Source organism: Nocardioides sp. AE5 (assembly GCF_031844485.1).
In the GTDB taxonomy this organism is placed as follows: Bacteria; Actinomycetota; Actinomycetes; order Propionibacteriales; family Nocardioidaceae; genus Nocardioides.
In genome coordinates, this window is record NZ_JAUZVI010000013.1 from 1 (window position 1) to 14,840 (window position 14,840).

Sequence of the window (14,840 nt, forward strand, 5' to 3'; positions counted from 1 at the left end):
ACCGCCCACGCCCTCATCAGCCGGGAAGAGATCGCACGTCAGAGGACGCGACCCCGCTACGACGTCATCTGGGCCGGTTAGAGATTGAGCAGGACCAGGCTGGCTCCCATGGTGCCGGCGCCGGCGACGAAGCTCGCGCTCGCCGTGGCCATGGTGGAAAGCCGCCGTGCCATCGGCAGCAACTCGGTGAGCGCGATGTGGAGCATGATGCCGGCGACCGCACCGAAGACGACGGCGAAGGCAGCCGGGGGCAGCAGCGCTACCAGGAGGAGGTAGCCCAACAGCGCGCCGACCGGCTCGGCCAGGCCGGAGAGGGCGGCCGCACCGAACGCCTTGGCGCGCCCCAACCCAGCGCCGAAGAACGGGGCCGCCACCGCCACGCCTTCGGGCACGTTGTGGACTGCGATGGCGACCGCCACGGCGACACCCGCCTGCGGATCGTCCAGCGTGGTCACGAAGGTGGCCAACCCCTCGGGCAGGTTGTGTGCTGCTACCGCGCAGGCCACGACGGCACCACTGCGGACCAGGCGTTGGCGGCGTACGTCGGACTCGTCGCGCTCGGGTGCCACTCCGTGACGTGCCAGCCGGTGGGCAAGGAGGCCGGTCACTGCCGCGCCCGCGGCCACCAGCGCCAGCGTGACGACCCAGGCGCTCTGTGCTCCGAGTCCGCCCGCCAGTCCACTGGCGCCCTTGGGGATGATCTCGACGACCGAGACCAACAACATCGCCCCGGCCGCGAAGCCCAGCGCCGCGGCCAGCTCCGTGTCGCTGCGGACCCACCAGTGCACTGCTGCCAGTCCGCCGAGCGCCGTGGCCGCCCCAGCGAATGCGGTGAGCGCCAGGGCCAGCGTCACGTCCATCCGGCGCTCCATGCGAGCACCGCGGAGACCATTGGATCCTCATCCCCGGTCAAGGAATCCATCACGGTGGTTGGCACCGCAGGATGGGCGGCCACCCAGGCCCGGACAGTCGGGTCCGCATCCCGGGCGAGCGCGGCCAGGACCGCCGGGGGAGTGGCGTGGTTGCGGGCCACGCCACGACGCACCATCGGCTCCGGGTCCGTGGCCAGCGCGGTGAGCACATCAGCCGGTGCGTGATACGACAACGCCGCGCTCTCCCGGATCCGGGCACTGTCCGAGGAGGACAGCGCCCGGATCCGGGCCAGCTTCCCCGGGGTCACCGGGGGAGAGGCGAAGGAGGAGAGCGGTGCGCCGTCCGCGCTCGAGGCAGCCAGGGCCGCCCGTTGCTGCGGACTGAGGAAGCTGACGCAGGACATCTGCCCTCCTCCCTACTGCTTGGCGTTGACCTCGTAGGAGGTGTTGATCGACTCGAAGAAGTTGACCAACTGCAACGTGTCGTTGGCAGTGGCCATCCACTTGGCCGGGTTCTGGTCGCCATAGTGCGCCTCGAACCCGAGCTCCTCCAGCCGCCGGTCGGCCAGGTAACGGACGTACTGATTGATGTAGTCCGCGTTCAGCCCAAGGATGCCGCTGGGCAGCAGGTCCCGGTTGTAGGCCTCCTCCATCTCCACCGCATCCAGGATCATCTTTCGGATCTCGGCAGCGAACTCCTCGGTGGCGACGTCCGGGTTCTCCTCCAGCACGGTGAGCACCAGGTTCATCCCGAACTTCAGGTGCAGGCTCTCGTCGCGCACGATCCACTCGATCAGCGATCCGAAGTTGCGCAGCAGGTTCCGTTGCCGGAAGCTCAGCGCCACCATGAAGCCGGAATAGAACCAGATGCCTTCCAGGATCACGTTGTAGGCGATCAGGTTGCGGACGAAGTCCTGCTTGCCCTCGGTGGTGGTGATGTCGAGGGTCTGCTCGGTCATCCGCTTGATGAACCGGACCTGGAACTCCTCCTTGGCCACCATCGAGGGCACCGTCACGTGCGAGTCGTACGCCGCCTCACGGTCGATCGGGAACGTCTCCAGGACGTACTCGAAGCTCATGCAGTGGTTGGCCTCCTCCCACATCTGCTTGGCCAGGTAGAGGTGGCACTCAGCCGCGTTGACGTAGGGATAGACCCCGAACGCGAGCGCCTTGTTGACCAGGAGCTCATTGGGGTTGAAGTAGCTCATCAGGAAGGTGAGCGCCTGGCGTTCCTCGGCGCTCATCCGCTCGAAGTCGGCGAGGTCCTCACCGAGCTGCACCTCGTTGGGGAACCAGGTGTTCGCCACCGCCTGGTCGTAGAGCTCCATCGCCCACGGATAGGTGACCGGCTTGAGCAGCAGGCCCTCCTCGATGCCAGTGCCCAGGATCCCCTGGCGGGTTCCCACGGCGCTCACTGGCACGACTCGCACTGCAGTCGCTCCTGCGGGTCGATGGGACATTGCACGTCCCCGACCACGTCGAGCTCGGTGGCACCTTCCGGCGGTACGACGGGTGCCGGGGCCTCCTTGACCGCAGCCGGCTGGGCGGCACCGAAACCACGGGCAGCGGGCTTCGCCGCACCGAAGCCGCGGCGAGCCCCACCGGAACCCAACGCTGCGGCCTTGTTCACCTTGACCGTGCTCTGCTCCGCGGTGTGCCGCGGCATCATGTGCAGGTAATAGGTGGTCTTCACGCCCATCCGCCACGCATCGGCGTACAGGTCGACCATGTTGTTCACGCTGCGATCTGCCAGGTAGATGTTGCGGCTGATCGCCTGGTCGATCCACTTCTGGGCACGTGCGGCGACCTGGAGGAAGGCGCGCCCGTCCAGCTGGAACGAGGTGCGGTAGATCTCCACCAGTTCGGCGGGGATGTCGTGCTCGTCGGCCACCTTGGACAGGTCGCCCTGGTGGCGGAGCAGGTCCTCGCGCACGGTGTCCCACAGGCCCAGCGCCTTGAGGTCGTCGACCAGGTTGCGGTTGAGCTCCAGGAACTTGCCCGCGCTGGTGGACCGGCTGAACATCTGGCTGAACTGCGGGTCGAGACCGGGCGTGGTGCCGGCGACGAGGCCGATCGAGGCGGTGGGCGCGATCGCCAGCAGCGTCGAGTTGCGGATCCCACCGGCCACCTTGGTGCGCAGTGCGTCCCAGTCCAGCCGGGTGGTCCGGTCCACCTCGACCGGGGTGCCCCGGTCCGCCTCGAGCAGGTCCAGGGAGTCGATCGGCACCATGCCCTGGCTCCACCGCGATCCCTCGAAGTTGGGATAGGCGCCCCGCTCGCGGGCCAGGTCGGCCGAGGCATCGATGGCGTGCCACGAGACGAACTCCATGACCTGGTCGATCAGGTCGTAGGCCTCGGGCGTTGCGTAGGAGTAGCCGAAGCGCTCCACGATGTCGGTGAAGCCCATCACCCCCAGCCCCAGTGCCCGGTTCAGCTCGTTGGAGCGCTCGGATTCAGGGACCGAGGAGATGGTGATGTCGATCAGGTTGTCGAGCTGGCGCACTGCGAGCCGGGCGGACGCGGCCAGCCGGTCCCAGTCGATGCGGGCACCCTGCCGGCGGCCGGTGACATGGGTGGAGAGGTTGATCGAGGCCAGGTTGCAGACCGAGACGTTGTCCCGGTCCTGCGGCAGGCAGATCTCGGTGCACAGGTTGGACAGGTGGATGGTCCCGGTGTTGTGGTTCAACGCCCGGGTGTTGATCGTGTCCTTCCACGTCAACCACGGGTGCGAGGTGGACTGCAGCGAGGTGAGGATCGCCTTGAACTGCTCCCGGGCGCCGATCTTCTTGTGCCGCAGCTGGCCTGCCTCGGCCTGCGCGGCGTACTCGGCGTACCGCTGGGAGAAGGCAGCGCCGGTGAGTTCGACCAGGTCGGGCACTTCGGCCGGGTCGAAGAGGTACCACGGCTGGTCGGCGTCGACCCGCTTCATGAATTCGTCCGAGATCCACACCGCGGTGTTGGCGGTCCGGGTACGCCGGTAGGGGTCACCGGAGTTCTGCCGCAGGTCCAGGAAGGCCGGGAAGTCCAGGTGCCAGTTCTCCATGTAGAAGCAGAGCGCGCCGAACTTCTTGCCGCCGCGGCTGACCGCGCGCAGCGTCGAATCGATGGTGTGCATGAACGGGATCGGCCCGGTCGAGGTGGTGTTGTTGGACTTGATTGGTGAACCCTCGGCGCGCAGCTTGGTGACCGAGAGGCCGATGCCGCCGGTGCCCTTGGTCAGCCACATCACGTCGCGCACCGACTTGGCGATGTGCTCGATCTCGTCCTCCATCTGCATCACGAAGCAGTTGGAGAGCTGGCTGTACGACGTACCGGCGTTGACCAGGGTGGAGCCTGCGGCGAGGTACTCCAGGCGCGACATCTTGTCGTAGAAGCGCAGCGCTGCCGCGTTCGGGTCCTCCTCGTTCAAGGCCAGCCCCATCGCGACCCGCATCCAGAAGAACTGCGGCATCTCCATCGGGCGGCCGTCGGGGGAGTTGATCATGTAGCGGGTGCGCATGGTCTGCACACCGATGTAGCGCAGCAGGTCGTCGCGCCCGGGGTCCAGTGCGGCGCCGAGCCGCTCCAGGTCGAAGAGGTCGCGCAGGCGCGTGTCGAGCAGGCCGAGTTCGACGCCGCGGACGATGAAGGCGACGAACGCCTCGGCGTGGAAGGCGTAGACCTCGTCGCGGGTCACGCCCTCGCCGAAGATCGCCTTGTAGAAGCTCTTCACCAGCAGCCGCGACGCGATGGTGTCGTAGGCCGGGTCGTCCTTGACGTTCTGCAGCGCGACCTGGACGACGGCCTGGTCGAGTTGCTCGCTGGTGATGCCGTCGAAGAGCGTGATCTCCAGCTCCGAGCGGAGCTGGGTCGCCCTGGCGACCTGGTCGTCGAGGCCGGCAGCGGCCTCCTCGATGGAACGCGCGATCTCGTAGCCGTCGTAGTCGACCCTGGATCCGTCTCGCTTGATGACCTTGATCGTCATCGGTTCACCCCTCGTGAATCCTCGTGTGATGACGCTGCCCGCGTCGTGCGAGGAGAGGAGGGGGCGCCGACGCCAACGCGCCGCTGTCGATCCCCTGACCTTCCCTCGAGGTCGCGGACCCCCGTCGTCGATGACGGGGCACTGGCAGGTCTTCGGACTCGCGGGCGTTCTCTCGGCGTTCGTGCTGTCGAGATTCCTACTGTCCGTCGCTTCCCAGGCTGTTCGCCCAGTGCTGTTGACGGAGTTCGTTCCCACTCACCGCTGCGGGGCAGTTCCGGTCTCTCACCGGATTCCCTCTTGCGACGACTCCTCTGGCTGAGGAGCCGGACCAGCTGCGGTCGCCACTATATACATGAATTCCATCGATGTAACTACCCACATCTTGTGGTGGACCGGATTTCAGGCCTGCGCCGGGGGATCCCGTTCGAGGAGCACCATGACCTCGTGGTGGCCGGTCTGCGGGAACATGTCGAAGAGCCGCGCCGCGATCGGGCGCAGCCGTGGCATGGCCGCAAGATCCGCGGCGAGCGTGGTCACGTTGCAACTAGAGTAGAGGACATGGCGCGGTCCGTGCTCGTCCAACCGTGCGCACAAGGCCGCCCCGATGCCGCGCCGCGGTGGGTTCACCACGACCAGGTCGGGACCGCTGCGCCCGGTCAGCACCGGGTCGTCGAGCATCCGGGTCGCATCGCCGGCGTGCCACTCGTGGTGGCCCCGGGCAAGCGCTGCGCCACTGAGCCTGGCGCTGGCCACGGCCTCGGCCGATGACTCCACACCGACCACGCGGTCGGCACCGTGGCCCAGCGCATGCAGCGCGAAGCCGCCCACGCCGCAGTAGAGGTCCCACACCTCGCTCGGCCGGAGATCGGCGATCCACGCACGCGCCTGCGCATAGAGCGCCGCGGCGACGGCCGTGTTGGTCTGGAAGAAGCTGCGGGTGCGCAGGTGCAGGGTCACGTCGTTGACCCGCATCGGCAGGGAATCTTCCGGAGTGAGCACGTGCTCCTCGTCGCCCTCGATGATCGCCTTGTGCTCGGGCTGCAGGTTGGCGCTGACGACGCGCAGGCCGGACAGCTCCTCGCGCAGCAGCGCGAGCCCGTCGCGGATCCGCCGCAGTTGCCCGGGGGAGCGGAGCACGAAGCGGAGCATCAGCTCGTCGTCGGGGGAATGGGTGAGCAGGACGTGCTTGAGCTCCCCGGTGCGTCGCGGCACGTCGTACGGCGTCAGGCCGAGCTCGGCGACGAGTCGCGGCATGGTGCGCACGGCCTCCGCGAGGCCGGGCTCGTAGAGGCCACAGTTGGTCAGGTCGATCCCGTGCTGGTCGCGGTCCAGGATGCCGAGCACCGGTGCGCCGCGGGTGCCGGCGGCGACCAGTTTCGCCTTGTTGCGGAAGCCGGACTCACGGCTCGCCACGGGTGGCAGCCAGGCAAGACCGGTCGGCAAGGTCGCTGCCACCTGTCGCTGCTTCTCGGCCAGTTGCGCGTCGTACGGCGTCCCCATCAGGGCGCACGAGCGGCACCTGCCCGCCTCGAAGTGGCCACATTGCACCGGGCCACGGTAGTCGAAGCCTCAGGCGGTACCAGCGGTGACGGCCTCGAGCAGCAACTCCAGCGCCTGCTCGGTGGCCCCACGGCGTACGGCGTCGCGGTCGCCGGGCAACTCCAGTCGCCGGTGCCACGTGGTGGAGGCGCTCGCCACGGCGATGTGGACCAGGCCGACGGGCTTCTCTGGTGTGCCGCCTCCCGGACCGGCCACACCGGTCGTGGAGACGCCGTACGTCGTGTCTAGGCGTGCGCGCGCCCCGGCCGCCATCGCACGCGCGACCTCCTCACTCACCGCACCCACCCGCGCGAGAAGGTCAGCGCTCACCCCGACCTGGCTCGTCTTCGCCTCATTGGCATAGGTGACGAAACCGCCGACGAGGTACGCCGACGACCCGGGCCGGTCCGCCAACCGCGACGCGACCATCCCCGCGGTGCACGACTCCGCCGTGGCGACCGTTGCGGAGGCGTTGAGCAGCGCGCGGGCCAGCCGATCATCCAGGGTGCTCACGCGGTCGAGGCTACCCGGCAGGATGGGGCCATGATCCTGGAACATGCGCTCCTGCCCGTCGTGCCGGGCCGGGAAGACGAATTCGAGCGCGCCTTCGCTGAGGCCCGCCGGATCATCACCGGCATGAAGGGATGCCGCTCGGTGGCGCTGCGGCGCTGCGTGGAGACCCCGAACCGTTACCTGCTCCTGGTCGAGTGGGAGACCCTGGCCGACCACACCGAAGGTTTCCGCGGCTCCGCGGCGTACGACGAATGGCGTGCGTTGTTGCACCACTTCTATGAGCCCTTCCCGGTGGTCGAGCATTTCGTGGTCGTCGGCCCGGAGCAGCCGGGCTGAGCGGGCCAGCGCGCCTAGGCTGGTCGCATGCGATACACCTCCGCCTTCCGCGCGACCGAGCGTCCCGCGCTGCTGCAGATGGTGAAGACGGCCGTGGCCACGATCCTGGCCTGGGTGGTCGCGGGATGGCTGGTCCCGGACGGACCGCCTCCCGTCTTCGCCGCGATTGCCGCCATGCTCGTGGTCCAGCCGAGCCTCAACCAGTCTCTGACGAAGGGGATCGAGCGCAGTGTCGGCGTCATTGCCGGGGTGATGCTCGCTGCGGCGCTGGGCCTGGCACTCGGCGAGGAGTCATGGGTGGTGATCCTGGCCGTCGCTGCCGCCCTGGCGCTGGCATGGGCGTTGCGGATGACGGTCGGCTCGGCCAACCAGGTCGCGATCAGCGCGCTGCTGGTCTTGTCGATGGGTGCCAGTACGCCGGGTTATGCGAGCTATCGGGTGCTGGAGACGTTCCTCGGGGCGGCGATCGGGATCGTCGTACACCTGGTGCTGGTGCCGCCGGTGGCCCTGGATCCGGCGCGGCGGGCGATGGACGCGCTGGGGGAGGAGATCGCCGCGTCACTGGAACGGTTGGCGGGTGCGCTCACCGCCAAGCACACGTTGCGTGAGCTCCGGGAGTTGATGGTGGCTGCGCGCCGTCTCTACGAACTGCGCGACGCCGCCAACGAAGCGCTGGATGAGGCCGAGGATTCGCTGGCGCTGAACCCGCGTGGGCGCCACCACCGCGAGGACCTCGCCGCGATGCGGGAGAGTGCGGAGAACCTGCGCCCGATCGTCACCCAGGTGCTCGGGATGACCCGGGCGTACGTCGAGCAGTACGACGATGACGTGAGCACCGAGCCGGCGGTGCAGGGGATCTCGGAGGAACTGCGCCGGGCCGCGCACGACACCCGCCGTGAGTTGCGCCTGGCGCTGGGCGCTCGCTACATGGAGTTTGCCGAGACCGCGCCTGCCCTGACGGCACCCCTGATGTTCAAGGCCCCCTCGGGCATGAACTGGATCCTGATCGGATCATTGATGGAGGACCTGCGGCGGATCCGGGTCTCCCTCGGGGCGCGCAACTAGAACGGCGATGCTACGCCGGGTCGTCTCCAAGCGGCATCGCGGTCAGGCCGAGCGCGCGAAACGATCGAGGACGATGCTCTCCGGGGCCACGGTCTGCGGCGTCGGGCTTGCCTCGAACTGCGTTCCGAGGAACTCCTGAACGGCGGCTTCGGCCATCTCCAGCGGGTGGAAGGGCAACGGATAGTCCGTGTCCACCGGGTGCTCTCCTGACCAGAACGGTGCCTCGAACGGGTCGGGATCGCCGATCGACTGCCACACCTTGCCGACCGGATTGACGCTGAGGGCGCGGACGAGTGCACCTTCGGACCAGCGGGCGAAGGCGAACATGTCGTGCGCCGTCTGCTGGGTGAGCAGGATCCGCGTCTCGCCCAGTTTGGCGTAGCGCGCGTGCAGGTCAGTCGGGCGGAAGAGTGCCGCATCCCGCGTGGTGATGATCAGGCCCTGGGTGATGTGCCCGACAGCGATCTCGCCACGCTCGGGGAAGCCGTGGCTGATGAGGCTCCCGCGGTCGGTGCGTTCCAGGCGCATGCGCGGGAAGAGGCGTCGTACGACGTCTTCGGGTGCGAGGTCGGGATCGGCGTCCGGGTAGAGCACGGCCGCCAGGTTCACTCCCATGCGAACTCCCTCTCGCTGCCGGAGCGGGCGTCGCTTGCGCCCGCAGCATCGGGAAGCGTAGCGATAGGCATTGACTGTACGATATCCAGTACATAGCATGGCGGCATGAATGCGGCGACAGCGGTGGCGGAGATCCTGGACCGGACGGGGGAGACCAAGGCGTCGCTGTCGCGCCGTTCGGGGGTCTCGCGTTCGCTGATCGATGATTACCTGAAGGGGAAGCGCCAGCCGACCGTTGCCCAACTGGAGCGACTGGGGGAGTCGGTCGGACTGCGCCTGGACCTCGCTTGGGCATCGCCCGACAACCCTGGAATGCGCGACGAGGCAACGACACTTGAGGAGAGGGCCCAACTGTTGGGAAGGGTCGTCCCGCTGGGACGCGCACTACGCAGGGAAGAGGCTGGAGAGTTGGAGTTTCCGCCTTTTCGGACGCTGAGGAGGCGCACATGAGCGTGGGTCATGACGAGTGAGCTACTGCGACCGAGTGAACCGTCGGATGCCGACGCCCTGACCGACCTGCACCTCGACGTATGGGAGGAGGCCTACGGCCACCTCATCGACGAAGCGATCCTGCGCAATCGACGCGCGGATCGTGCGCAACGTGTTGCGCGATGGCGGGAGATCCTCGATCGCTCCGCGGATCGGACGCACGTGGTCGAGGCAGCTGCTGGCGGTCGCCTGCTCGGCTTCGTCAGCGCGGGGCCAGGGCGGGATGACCCGGAGCCAGGACTTCCTGACGTGGAAGTGTGGGCGCTCTACGTACGAGCCGAGGTGTACGGCCAAGGCTTTGGTCACGCCTTGCTCGAGAAGGCGATCGGCCCAGCGGCGGCGTACCTGTGGGTGCTGGATGGCAACGAACGAGCGATCGCGTTCTATGAGCGACAAGGGTTTGTGTTCGACGGGTCGTCGAAGGTGGAACCGGTAGGCGTCGAGCGCCGAATGGTCCGAACGTGATGCTTCATGGGGGATGGCCGCCAGTGCGCTCCGGCCTCCCGATCCCTCACCATCTGACATAATGTCCCTTATCGGCGATGCGCTAGTTCGTGCGCGTATCGTTGTGAACGCTCCACATCCGCTCACGAGTCGAAGGAGCCGCTGGCATGGCCGACGTGCTGCTGTACCACCACATCCAGGGCCTGACTGATGGCATGCAGGTGTTCGCCGACGATCTGCGCAGCGCCGGACACACGGTGCATGCACCGGACCTGTTCGACGGCCAGACGTTCGCCACCATCGAGGAAGGTTTCGCCTTCGCTCGGAACGCCGGGTTCGATTCGCTCCGGGCGCGCGGAGCCGCCGTGGCCGAGGAACTCGGACCCGGATTGGTCCATGCCGGAGTCTCCTTCGGTGTGACGATCGCCCAGCGGTTCGCCCAGACCCAGCCAGGCGCTCATCGAATGATGCCACTCGGCCGCCGTGGTCCGGGCGGTCAGCGTGGGCTGGTCACCAGCTCCTGGAATTCCGGGTAGACGAAGACGGCGATGGCGACGGCGGCGGCGATCAGCACGAATCCGGCCACCATCGCTACGACCTTGGCAGCCTTCTGCCCGCCGGTGCCGGGTGCCCGCAACAGGTTGAAGGCCGACAGCACCACGGCGAAGACGATCAGGCCCAGCGCGCAGGCCAGGGCGAGCGAGCCGGCCGTGACCTGCTCGGACACCGCATCGACGGACACGCCAGCGTCCTCGGCGCGCCCGGTCAGGTCGGACTTGGCGAGGCCCCACCCGAGACCTGCGCCAAGGGCCGTGAGTGGTGCGATGAGGATGAGGAGCCAACGCTGGGCTGGGCGCATCCGGTCAACTTGATCCGTTGGCATGGCTGAATCGTAGGTCACTTCCCCGGCGGGGCGACCTCAGCCGCCGACGTACGCCGCCAGGTGCTCGCCGGTGAGCGTCTTCGGTGTTGCCACCAGGTCGGCCGGGGTGCCTTCGAAGACCACCAGCCCGCCGTCGTGCCCCGCGCCCGGACCGAGGTCGATGATCCAGTCCGCGTGGGCCATCACGGCCTGGTGGTGCTCGATCACGATCACCGTCTTGCCTGCGTTGACCAGCCGGTCCAGGAGCCCGAGCAGGTTCTCCACATCCGCTAGGTGGAGCCCCGTGGTCGGCTCGTCCAGGACGTAGATCCCGCCCTTCTCCCCCATGTGGGTCGCGAGCTTGATCCGTTGCCGCTCGCCGCCGGACAGGGTGGTCAGTGGCTGCCCCAGGCTGACGTAGCCCAGCCCCACGTCGTCGAGCCGGGCGAGGATCTTGTGCGCTGCCGGGATCTTCGCGTCCCCGTCGGCGAAGAACTCCAGCGCCTCGGCGACGGGCATCGCGAGCACCTCGCTGATGTCACGCCCACCCAGTTGGTATTCCAGCACGGCAGGCTGGAACCGCTTGCCGCCGCAGTCCTCACACGGGGTGGAGACGGTGTCCATGAAACCGAGTTCGGTGTAGACGACCCCGGCGCCCTTGCAGGTGGGGCAGGCGCCCTCGGAGTTGGCGCTGAAGAGGGCAGGCTTCACGCCGTTCGCCTTGGCGAAGGCCTTGCGGATCGGCTCCAGCAAGCCCGTGTACGTCGCAGGGTTGCTGCGCCGCGATCCCTTGATCGCGCCCTGGTCGATCGAGACGACGCCCTCGCGGGTTGCGACCGAACCGTGGATCAAGGAACTCTTGCCCGAACCTGCGACGCCGGTGACCACGGTGAGGACGCCGAGCGGGATGTCGACGTCGACGTCGCGCAGGTTGTGCGTCGCAGCTCCCCTGACCTCGAGCGTCCCAGTCGGCGTACGGACCTCGTCCTTGACCCGGGCCCGGTAGTCCAGGTGGCGCCCGGTCAGCGTCCCGCTGTCACGCAGTCCGGCAAGGTCACCCTGGTAGACCACCTCTCCCCCGCCGGTCCCGGCCAGGGGGCCCAGGTCGACGACGTGGTCGGCGATCGCGATGGCCTCGGGCTTGTGCTCGACGACCAGGACGGTGTTTCCCTTGTCGCGCAACTGGAGCAGCAACGTGTTCATCTTGTCGATGTCGTGCGGGTGCAGGCCGATCGTGGGCTCGTCGAACACGTAAGTGACATCGGTCAGCGACGAGCCGAGGTGGCGGATCATCTTGGTCCGTTGCGCCTCTCCCCCGGACAGGGTGCCGGAGGGGCGGTCCAGGGAGAGATAGCCGAGGCCGATCCCGATGAACGAGTCGAGCAGGTGCTGCAAGCCCTTGAGGAGCGGTGCCACTGACGGCTCGTCCAGGGCCCGGACCCACTGGGCCAAGTCGCTGATCTGCATCTGGCAGGCGTCCGCAATGCTGATCCCGTTGATCTTCGACGACCGTGCCTCCGGCGCCAGCCGAGTGCCCTCGCAGTCGGGGCAGGTGGTGAAGACCACGGCACGCTCCACGAAGGCGCGGATGTGGGACTGCATCGCCTCGACGTCCTTGGAGAGCATCGACTTCTGGATCTTCGGGATCAGGCCCTCATAGGTGACGTTGATCCCGTCGACCTTGACCTTGGTCGGCTCCTTGTGGAGCAGCGAGTGCATCTCGCGCTTGTTGTACTTCTTGATCGGCTTGTCGGGGTCGAAGAAGCCACTGCCCCGGAAGATCCGGCCGTACCAGCCGTCCATCGAATAGCCGGGGACGATGATCGCACCCTCGTTGAGGGACTTCTCCTCGTCGAAGAGGGCGGCCAGGTCAAAGTCGCTGACCGAGCCCTTGCCCTCGCAGCGCGGACACATCCCGCCGAGCTTGTTGAAGCTCACCTTCTGTGCCATCGCCTTGTCCCCGGAACCGACCGTGATCGCTCCAGCGGCCGAGACCGACGGGACGTTGAACGCGAAGGCACTCGGAGGACCGATCTGGGGGTCGCCGAGGCGGCTGAACAGCATCCGCAACATCGCGTTGGCGTCGGTCACCGTGCCCACCGTCGAGCGCGGATTCGCGCCGAGCCGTTCCTGGTCCACGATGATCGCGGTCGTGAGTCCCTCGAGCCGGTCCACCTCGGGCCGGGCCATGGTGGGCATGAACCCCTGCACGAACGTCGAATAGGTCTCATTGATCATCCGCTGCGACTCCGCGGCGATGGTCGCGAAGACCAGCGAACTCTTCCCCGAGCCAGAGACGCCGGTGAAGACCGAGAGGCGGCGCTTGGGCAGCTCCAGGCTGACGTCCTTGAGGTTGTTCTCCCGGGCGCCCTCGACCCGGATCAGGTCGTGCGAGTCGGCGACATGGATCTGGGCTGGGCGCGGTGTCATCAACTCTCCGTCGAGCAGTGGGTGGCGGGTATGGCCGAAATCTAGCGGGTGCGGCGCACCGGGCCGGTCAGCGAATCTCCTGGACCCGCAACTCGTTGCCGGCTGGGTCACGAAAGGCGCAGTCGCGGGCGCCGTACGGCTGGTCCATCGGCTCCTGGACCACCTCGGCACCGCTCGCCTCAAGCCGGGCGAAGGTCGCGTCCACGTCCCCGGTGGAGAGGTTGATGCCGAAGTAGGTGCCCTTGGCGACAAGTTCGAGCAGGGTCCGCTGCTCGTCCTCGGTCAGGCCCGGTGTGGCCGTGGGCGGGTGGAGCAGGATGTTGGTGTCGGGCTGGTCGGCGGGGCCCACGGTGATCCACCGCATACCCTCGTAGCCGACGTCGTTGCGGATCTCGAACCCGAGGATGTCGCGATAGAACGCGAGCGAGGCGTCCGGGTCGGTGTGCGGCAGGAAGCTGGCGTTGATCTTCAGAGTCATGGCACAGACGCTAGTCCTCCGGAGCCGGGGCCGCTTCTTGATTCCTGACCGGTCGGGTGACCTTCCGTGCGACGCACGGAACCATTTCCTGTGCCGCCGCGTTCGGCTGGCGTCGATAAGCACTCGGTGGGATCCCCACCAGTTCGGTGAAGCGGGTGCTGAAGGTGCCCAGTGAGGAGAATCCGACCGCGAAGCAGACTTCGGTGACGCTCATCTCGCCTGCCCGCAGCAGGGCCATCGCCCGCTCGATCCGACGTGTCATCAGATACGCGTACGGCGTCTCTCCGAAAGCGAGGCGGAACTGACGGCTCAGGTGCCCCGACGACATGTGCTCGCCGGCAGCCAGCGCACTGAGGTCGAGCGGCTGGTGATACTCCCGGTCGATCCGGTCGCGGATCCTCCGCAGCCTGCTCAGATCTGCCAGGCGGGAGGGTCGCAGGACGCCGTCGCTCACGGGCCTATCCTGCCACCGCCGAGCGCAGGCCTCAAAGCCACCCGGCGCCCTCGGCGATCAGCAGCGCACCGAAGACCACGAAGGCGGCGGCTGCGCCGTACTTGATGACCTTCTCGGGCAGCTGGCGCCCCAGCAGTACGCCGGCAGCGATGGCGAGTGCGTCGGCGGCGACCATGCCGACCGTGCTGCCGATCCAGACGCCGAACCATCCCTCCTGGGTGGCCAGGGTGATGGTGGCGAGCATCGTCTTGTCGCCGAGCTCGGCCAGGAAGAAGGCGCCACCGACGGCGAGCAGCGCCGCTCCCGAGCTGTTCTTCGCCTTCTGGGCTTCCTCGTCGGTCAGCTCGTCGCCGCGCAGGGTCCAGGCAGCGAACCCGAGGAACGCGATGCCAGCCACGATGGAGATCGTGCCCTGGTAGTCGGAGAACGAGGCGCCGATGGCGACGCCGATCCCGACCGAGGCCAGGTGGACGATCGCGGTGGCCGCGGTGATCGCGAGGATGACGTCGCGGGCCCGATAGCGGGTGGCGAAGGTCATCGCCATCAACTGGCTCTTGTCACCGAGCTCCGCGACGAAGATGACCGCGGTGCTGAGCAGGAATGCGTACATGGCTGGTGGTTTCTCCTTGGCCCGGCCGAGGAGACGAGGTGTCGTGGACGTCCCTTCGACCAGGCACGTCCGTTGGTTGGGTCGTGGAACTGGTCGAAAGTCTCGTCCGCCAGTGGAACTGGCCTGATGTGCCGGGCCCGGGGGCCAGTGTGTCGGCACATCTGTTGGG

17 protein-coding genes and 1 riboswitch are annotated in these 14,840 nt (G+C 67.7%); of the genes, 4 read left to right on the forward strand and 13 right to left on the reverse strand.

The genetic code is table 11. The features are described from left to right. Positions 1-77: 77 nt before the first annotated feature. From Q9R27_RS16305 to Q9R27_RS16330, 6 genes are all read right to left on the reverse strand, one after another. Entirely contained in the window at positions 78-860 is a 783-nt protein-coding gene (locus Q9R27_RS16305) for a ZIP family metal transporter (RefSeq protein ID WP_311253461.1), read from the reverse strand. Continuing rightward, on the reverse strand, positions 851-1,276 hold the full coding sequence (locus Q9R27_RS16310) for a hypothetical protein (protein WP_311253462.1): 426 nt from the start codon (positions 1,274-1,276) through the stop codon (positions 851-853). Before Q9R27_RS16310 ends, Q9R27_RS16305 begins: the two co-directional genes overlap by 10 nt. Before the next feature lie 12 nt (positions 1,277-1,288). Further along, entirely contained in the window at positions 1,289-2,260 is a 972-nt protein-coding gene (locus tag Q9R27_RS16315; protein ID WP_311253595.1) for a ribonucleotide-diphosphate reductase subunit beta, read from the reverse strand. 23 nt (positions 2,261-2,283) lie between these two features. Continuing rightward, positions 2,284-4,836, reverse strand: coding sequence for a ribonucleoside-diphosphate reductase subunit alpha (locus Q9R27_RS16320; RefSeq protein WP_311253463.1), 2,553 nt, complete (start codon positions 4,834-4,836; stop codon positions 2,284-2,286). A 125-nt stretch (positions 4,837-4,961) separates the two neighbouring features. Further along, positions 4,962-5,184: riboswitch (cobalamin riboswitch) on the reverse strand. A gap of 51 nt (positions 5,185-5,235) precedes the next feature. Continuing rightward, on the reverse strand, positions 5,236-6,384 hold the full coding sequence (locus Q9R27_RS16325) for a methyltransferase domain-containing protein (RefSeq protein WP_311253464.1): 1,149 nt from the start codon (positions 6,382-6,384) through the stop codon (positions 5,236-5,238). A 21-nt stretch (positions 6,385-6,405) separates the two neighbouring features. Next, positions 6,406-6,888 carry a nicotinamide-nucleotide amidohydrolase family protein gene (locus tag Q9R27_RS16330; protein ID WP_311253465.1) on the reverse strand — a complete coding sequence of 161 codons (483 nt, stop codon included), beginning with the start codon at positions 6,886-6,888 and terminating at the stop codon, positions 6,406-6,408. Positions 6,889-6,918: 30 nt separating this feature from the next. On the opposite strand from Q9R27_RS16330, the gene Q9R27_RS16335 reads away from it, so the two are divergent. Beyond that, the gene (locus Q9R27_RS16335) at positions 6,919-7,224 is read left to right on the forward strand and encodes an antibiotic biosynthesis monooxygenase (RefSeq protein ID WP_311253466.1); all 306 of its coding nucleotides are present in this window, start codon (positions 6,919-6,921) and stop codon (positions 7,222-7,224) included. Between the two features lie 27 nt (positions 7,225-7,251). Beyond that, positions 7,252-8,289, forward strand: coding sequence for an FUSC family protein (locus Q9R27_RS16340; protein WP_311253467.1), 1,038 nt, complete (start codon positions 7,252-7,254; stop codon positions 8,287-8,289). A 42-nt stretch (positions 8,290-8,331) separates the two neighbouring features. Here the strand turns inward: Q9R27_RS16340 and Q9R27_RS16345 are convergent, their stop codons facing one another. Then, the gene (locus Q9R27_RS16345) at positions 8,332-8,904 is read right to left on the reverse strand and encodes a DUF6928 family protein (protein ID WP_311253468.1); all 573 of its coding nucleotides are present in this window, start codon (positions 8,902-8,904) and stop codon (positions 8,332-8,334) included. 105 nt (positions 8,905-9,009) lie between these two features. Between Q9R27_RS16345 and Q9R27_RS16350 the strand changes: the two genes are divergently transcribed. Both Q9R27_RS16350 and Q9R27_RS16355 read left to right on the forward strand, forming a co-directional pair. Next, positions 9,010-9,354 carry a helix-turn-helix domain-containing protein gene (locus Q9R27_RS16350; RefSeq protein ID WP_311253469.1) on the forward strand — a complete coding sequence of 115 codons (345 nt, stop codon included), beginning with the start codon at positions 9,010-9,012 and terminating at the stop codon, positions 9,352-9,354. A gap of 9 nt (positions 9,355-9,363) precedes the next feature. Beyond that, the gene (locus Q9R27_RS16355) at positions 9,364-9,858 is read left to right on the forward strand and encodes a GNAT family N-acetyltransferase (RefSeq protein WP_311253470.1); all 495 of its coding nucleotides are present in this window, start codon (positions 9,364-9,366) and stop codon (positions 9,856-9,858) included. Between the two features lie 122 nt (positions 9,859-9,980). Here the strand turns inward: Q9R27_RS16355 and Q9R27_RS16360 are convergent, their stop codons facing one another. The 6 genes from Q9R27_RS16360 to Q9R27_RS16385 all read right to left on the reverse strand — a co-directional run bounded on the left by Q9R27_RS16360 (position 9,981) and on the right by Q9R27_RS16385 (position 14,671). After that, entirely contained in the window at positions 9,981-10,298 is a 318-nt protein-coding gene (locus tag Q9R27_RS16360) for a hypothetical protein (protein WP_311253471.1), read from the reverse strand. A gap of 35 nt (positions 10,299-10,333) precedes the next feature. Beyond that, entirely contained in the window at positions 10,334-10,720 is a 387-nt protein-coding gene (locus tag Q9R27_RS16365) for a hypothetical protein (protein ID WP_311253472.1), read from the reverse strand. 36 nt (positions 10,721-10,756) lie between these two features. After that, entirely contained in the window at positions 10,757-13,129 is a 2,373-nt protein-coding gene (locus tag Q9R27_RS16370; RefSeq protein WP_311253473.1) for an excinuclease ABC subunit UvrA, read from the reverse strand. A 67-nt stretch (positions 13,130-13,196) separates the two neighbouring features. Beyond that, positions 13,197-13,607, reverse strand: a complete 411-nt coding sequence (locus tag Q9R27_RS16375; protein WP_311253474.1) for a VOC family protein — start codon at positions 13,605-13,607, stop codon at positions 13,197-13,199. A gap of 10 nt (positions 13,608-13,617) precedes the next feature. Then, positions 13,618-14,061 carry a helix-turn-helix transcriptional regulator gene (locus Q9R27_RS16380; RefSeq protein WP_311253475.1) on the reverse strand — a complete coding sequence of 148 codons (444 nt, stop codon included), beginning with the start codon at positions 14,059-14,061 and terminating at the stop codon, positions 13,618-13,620. 31 nt (positions 14,062-14,092) lie between these two features. Continuing rightward, positions 14,093-14,671 (reverse strand): TMEM165/GDT1 family protein, encoded by a 579-nt coding sequence (locus Q9R27_RS16385; protein WP_311253476.1) that lies wholly within the window; start codon positions 14,669-14,671, stop codon positions 14,093-14,095. Positions 14,672-14,840: the final 169 nt, after the last annotated feature.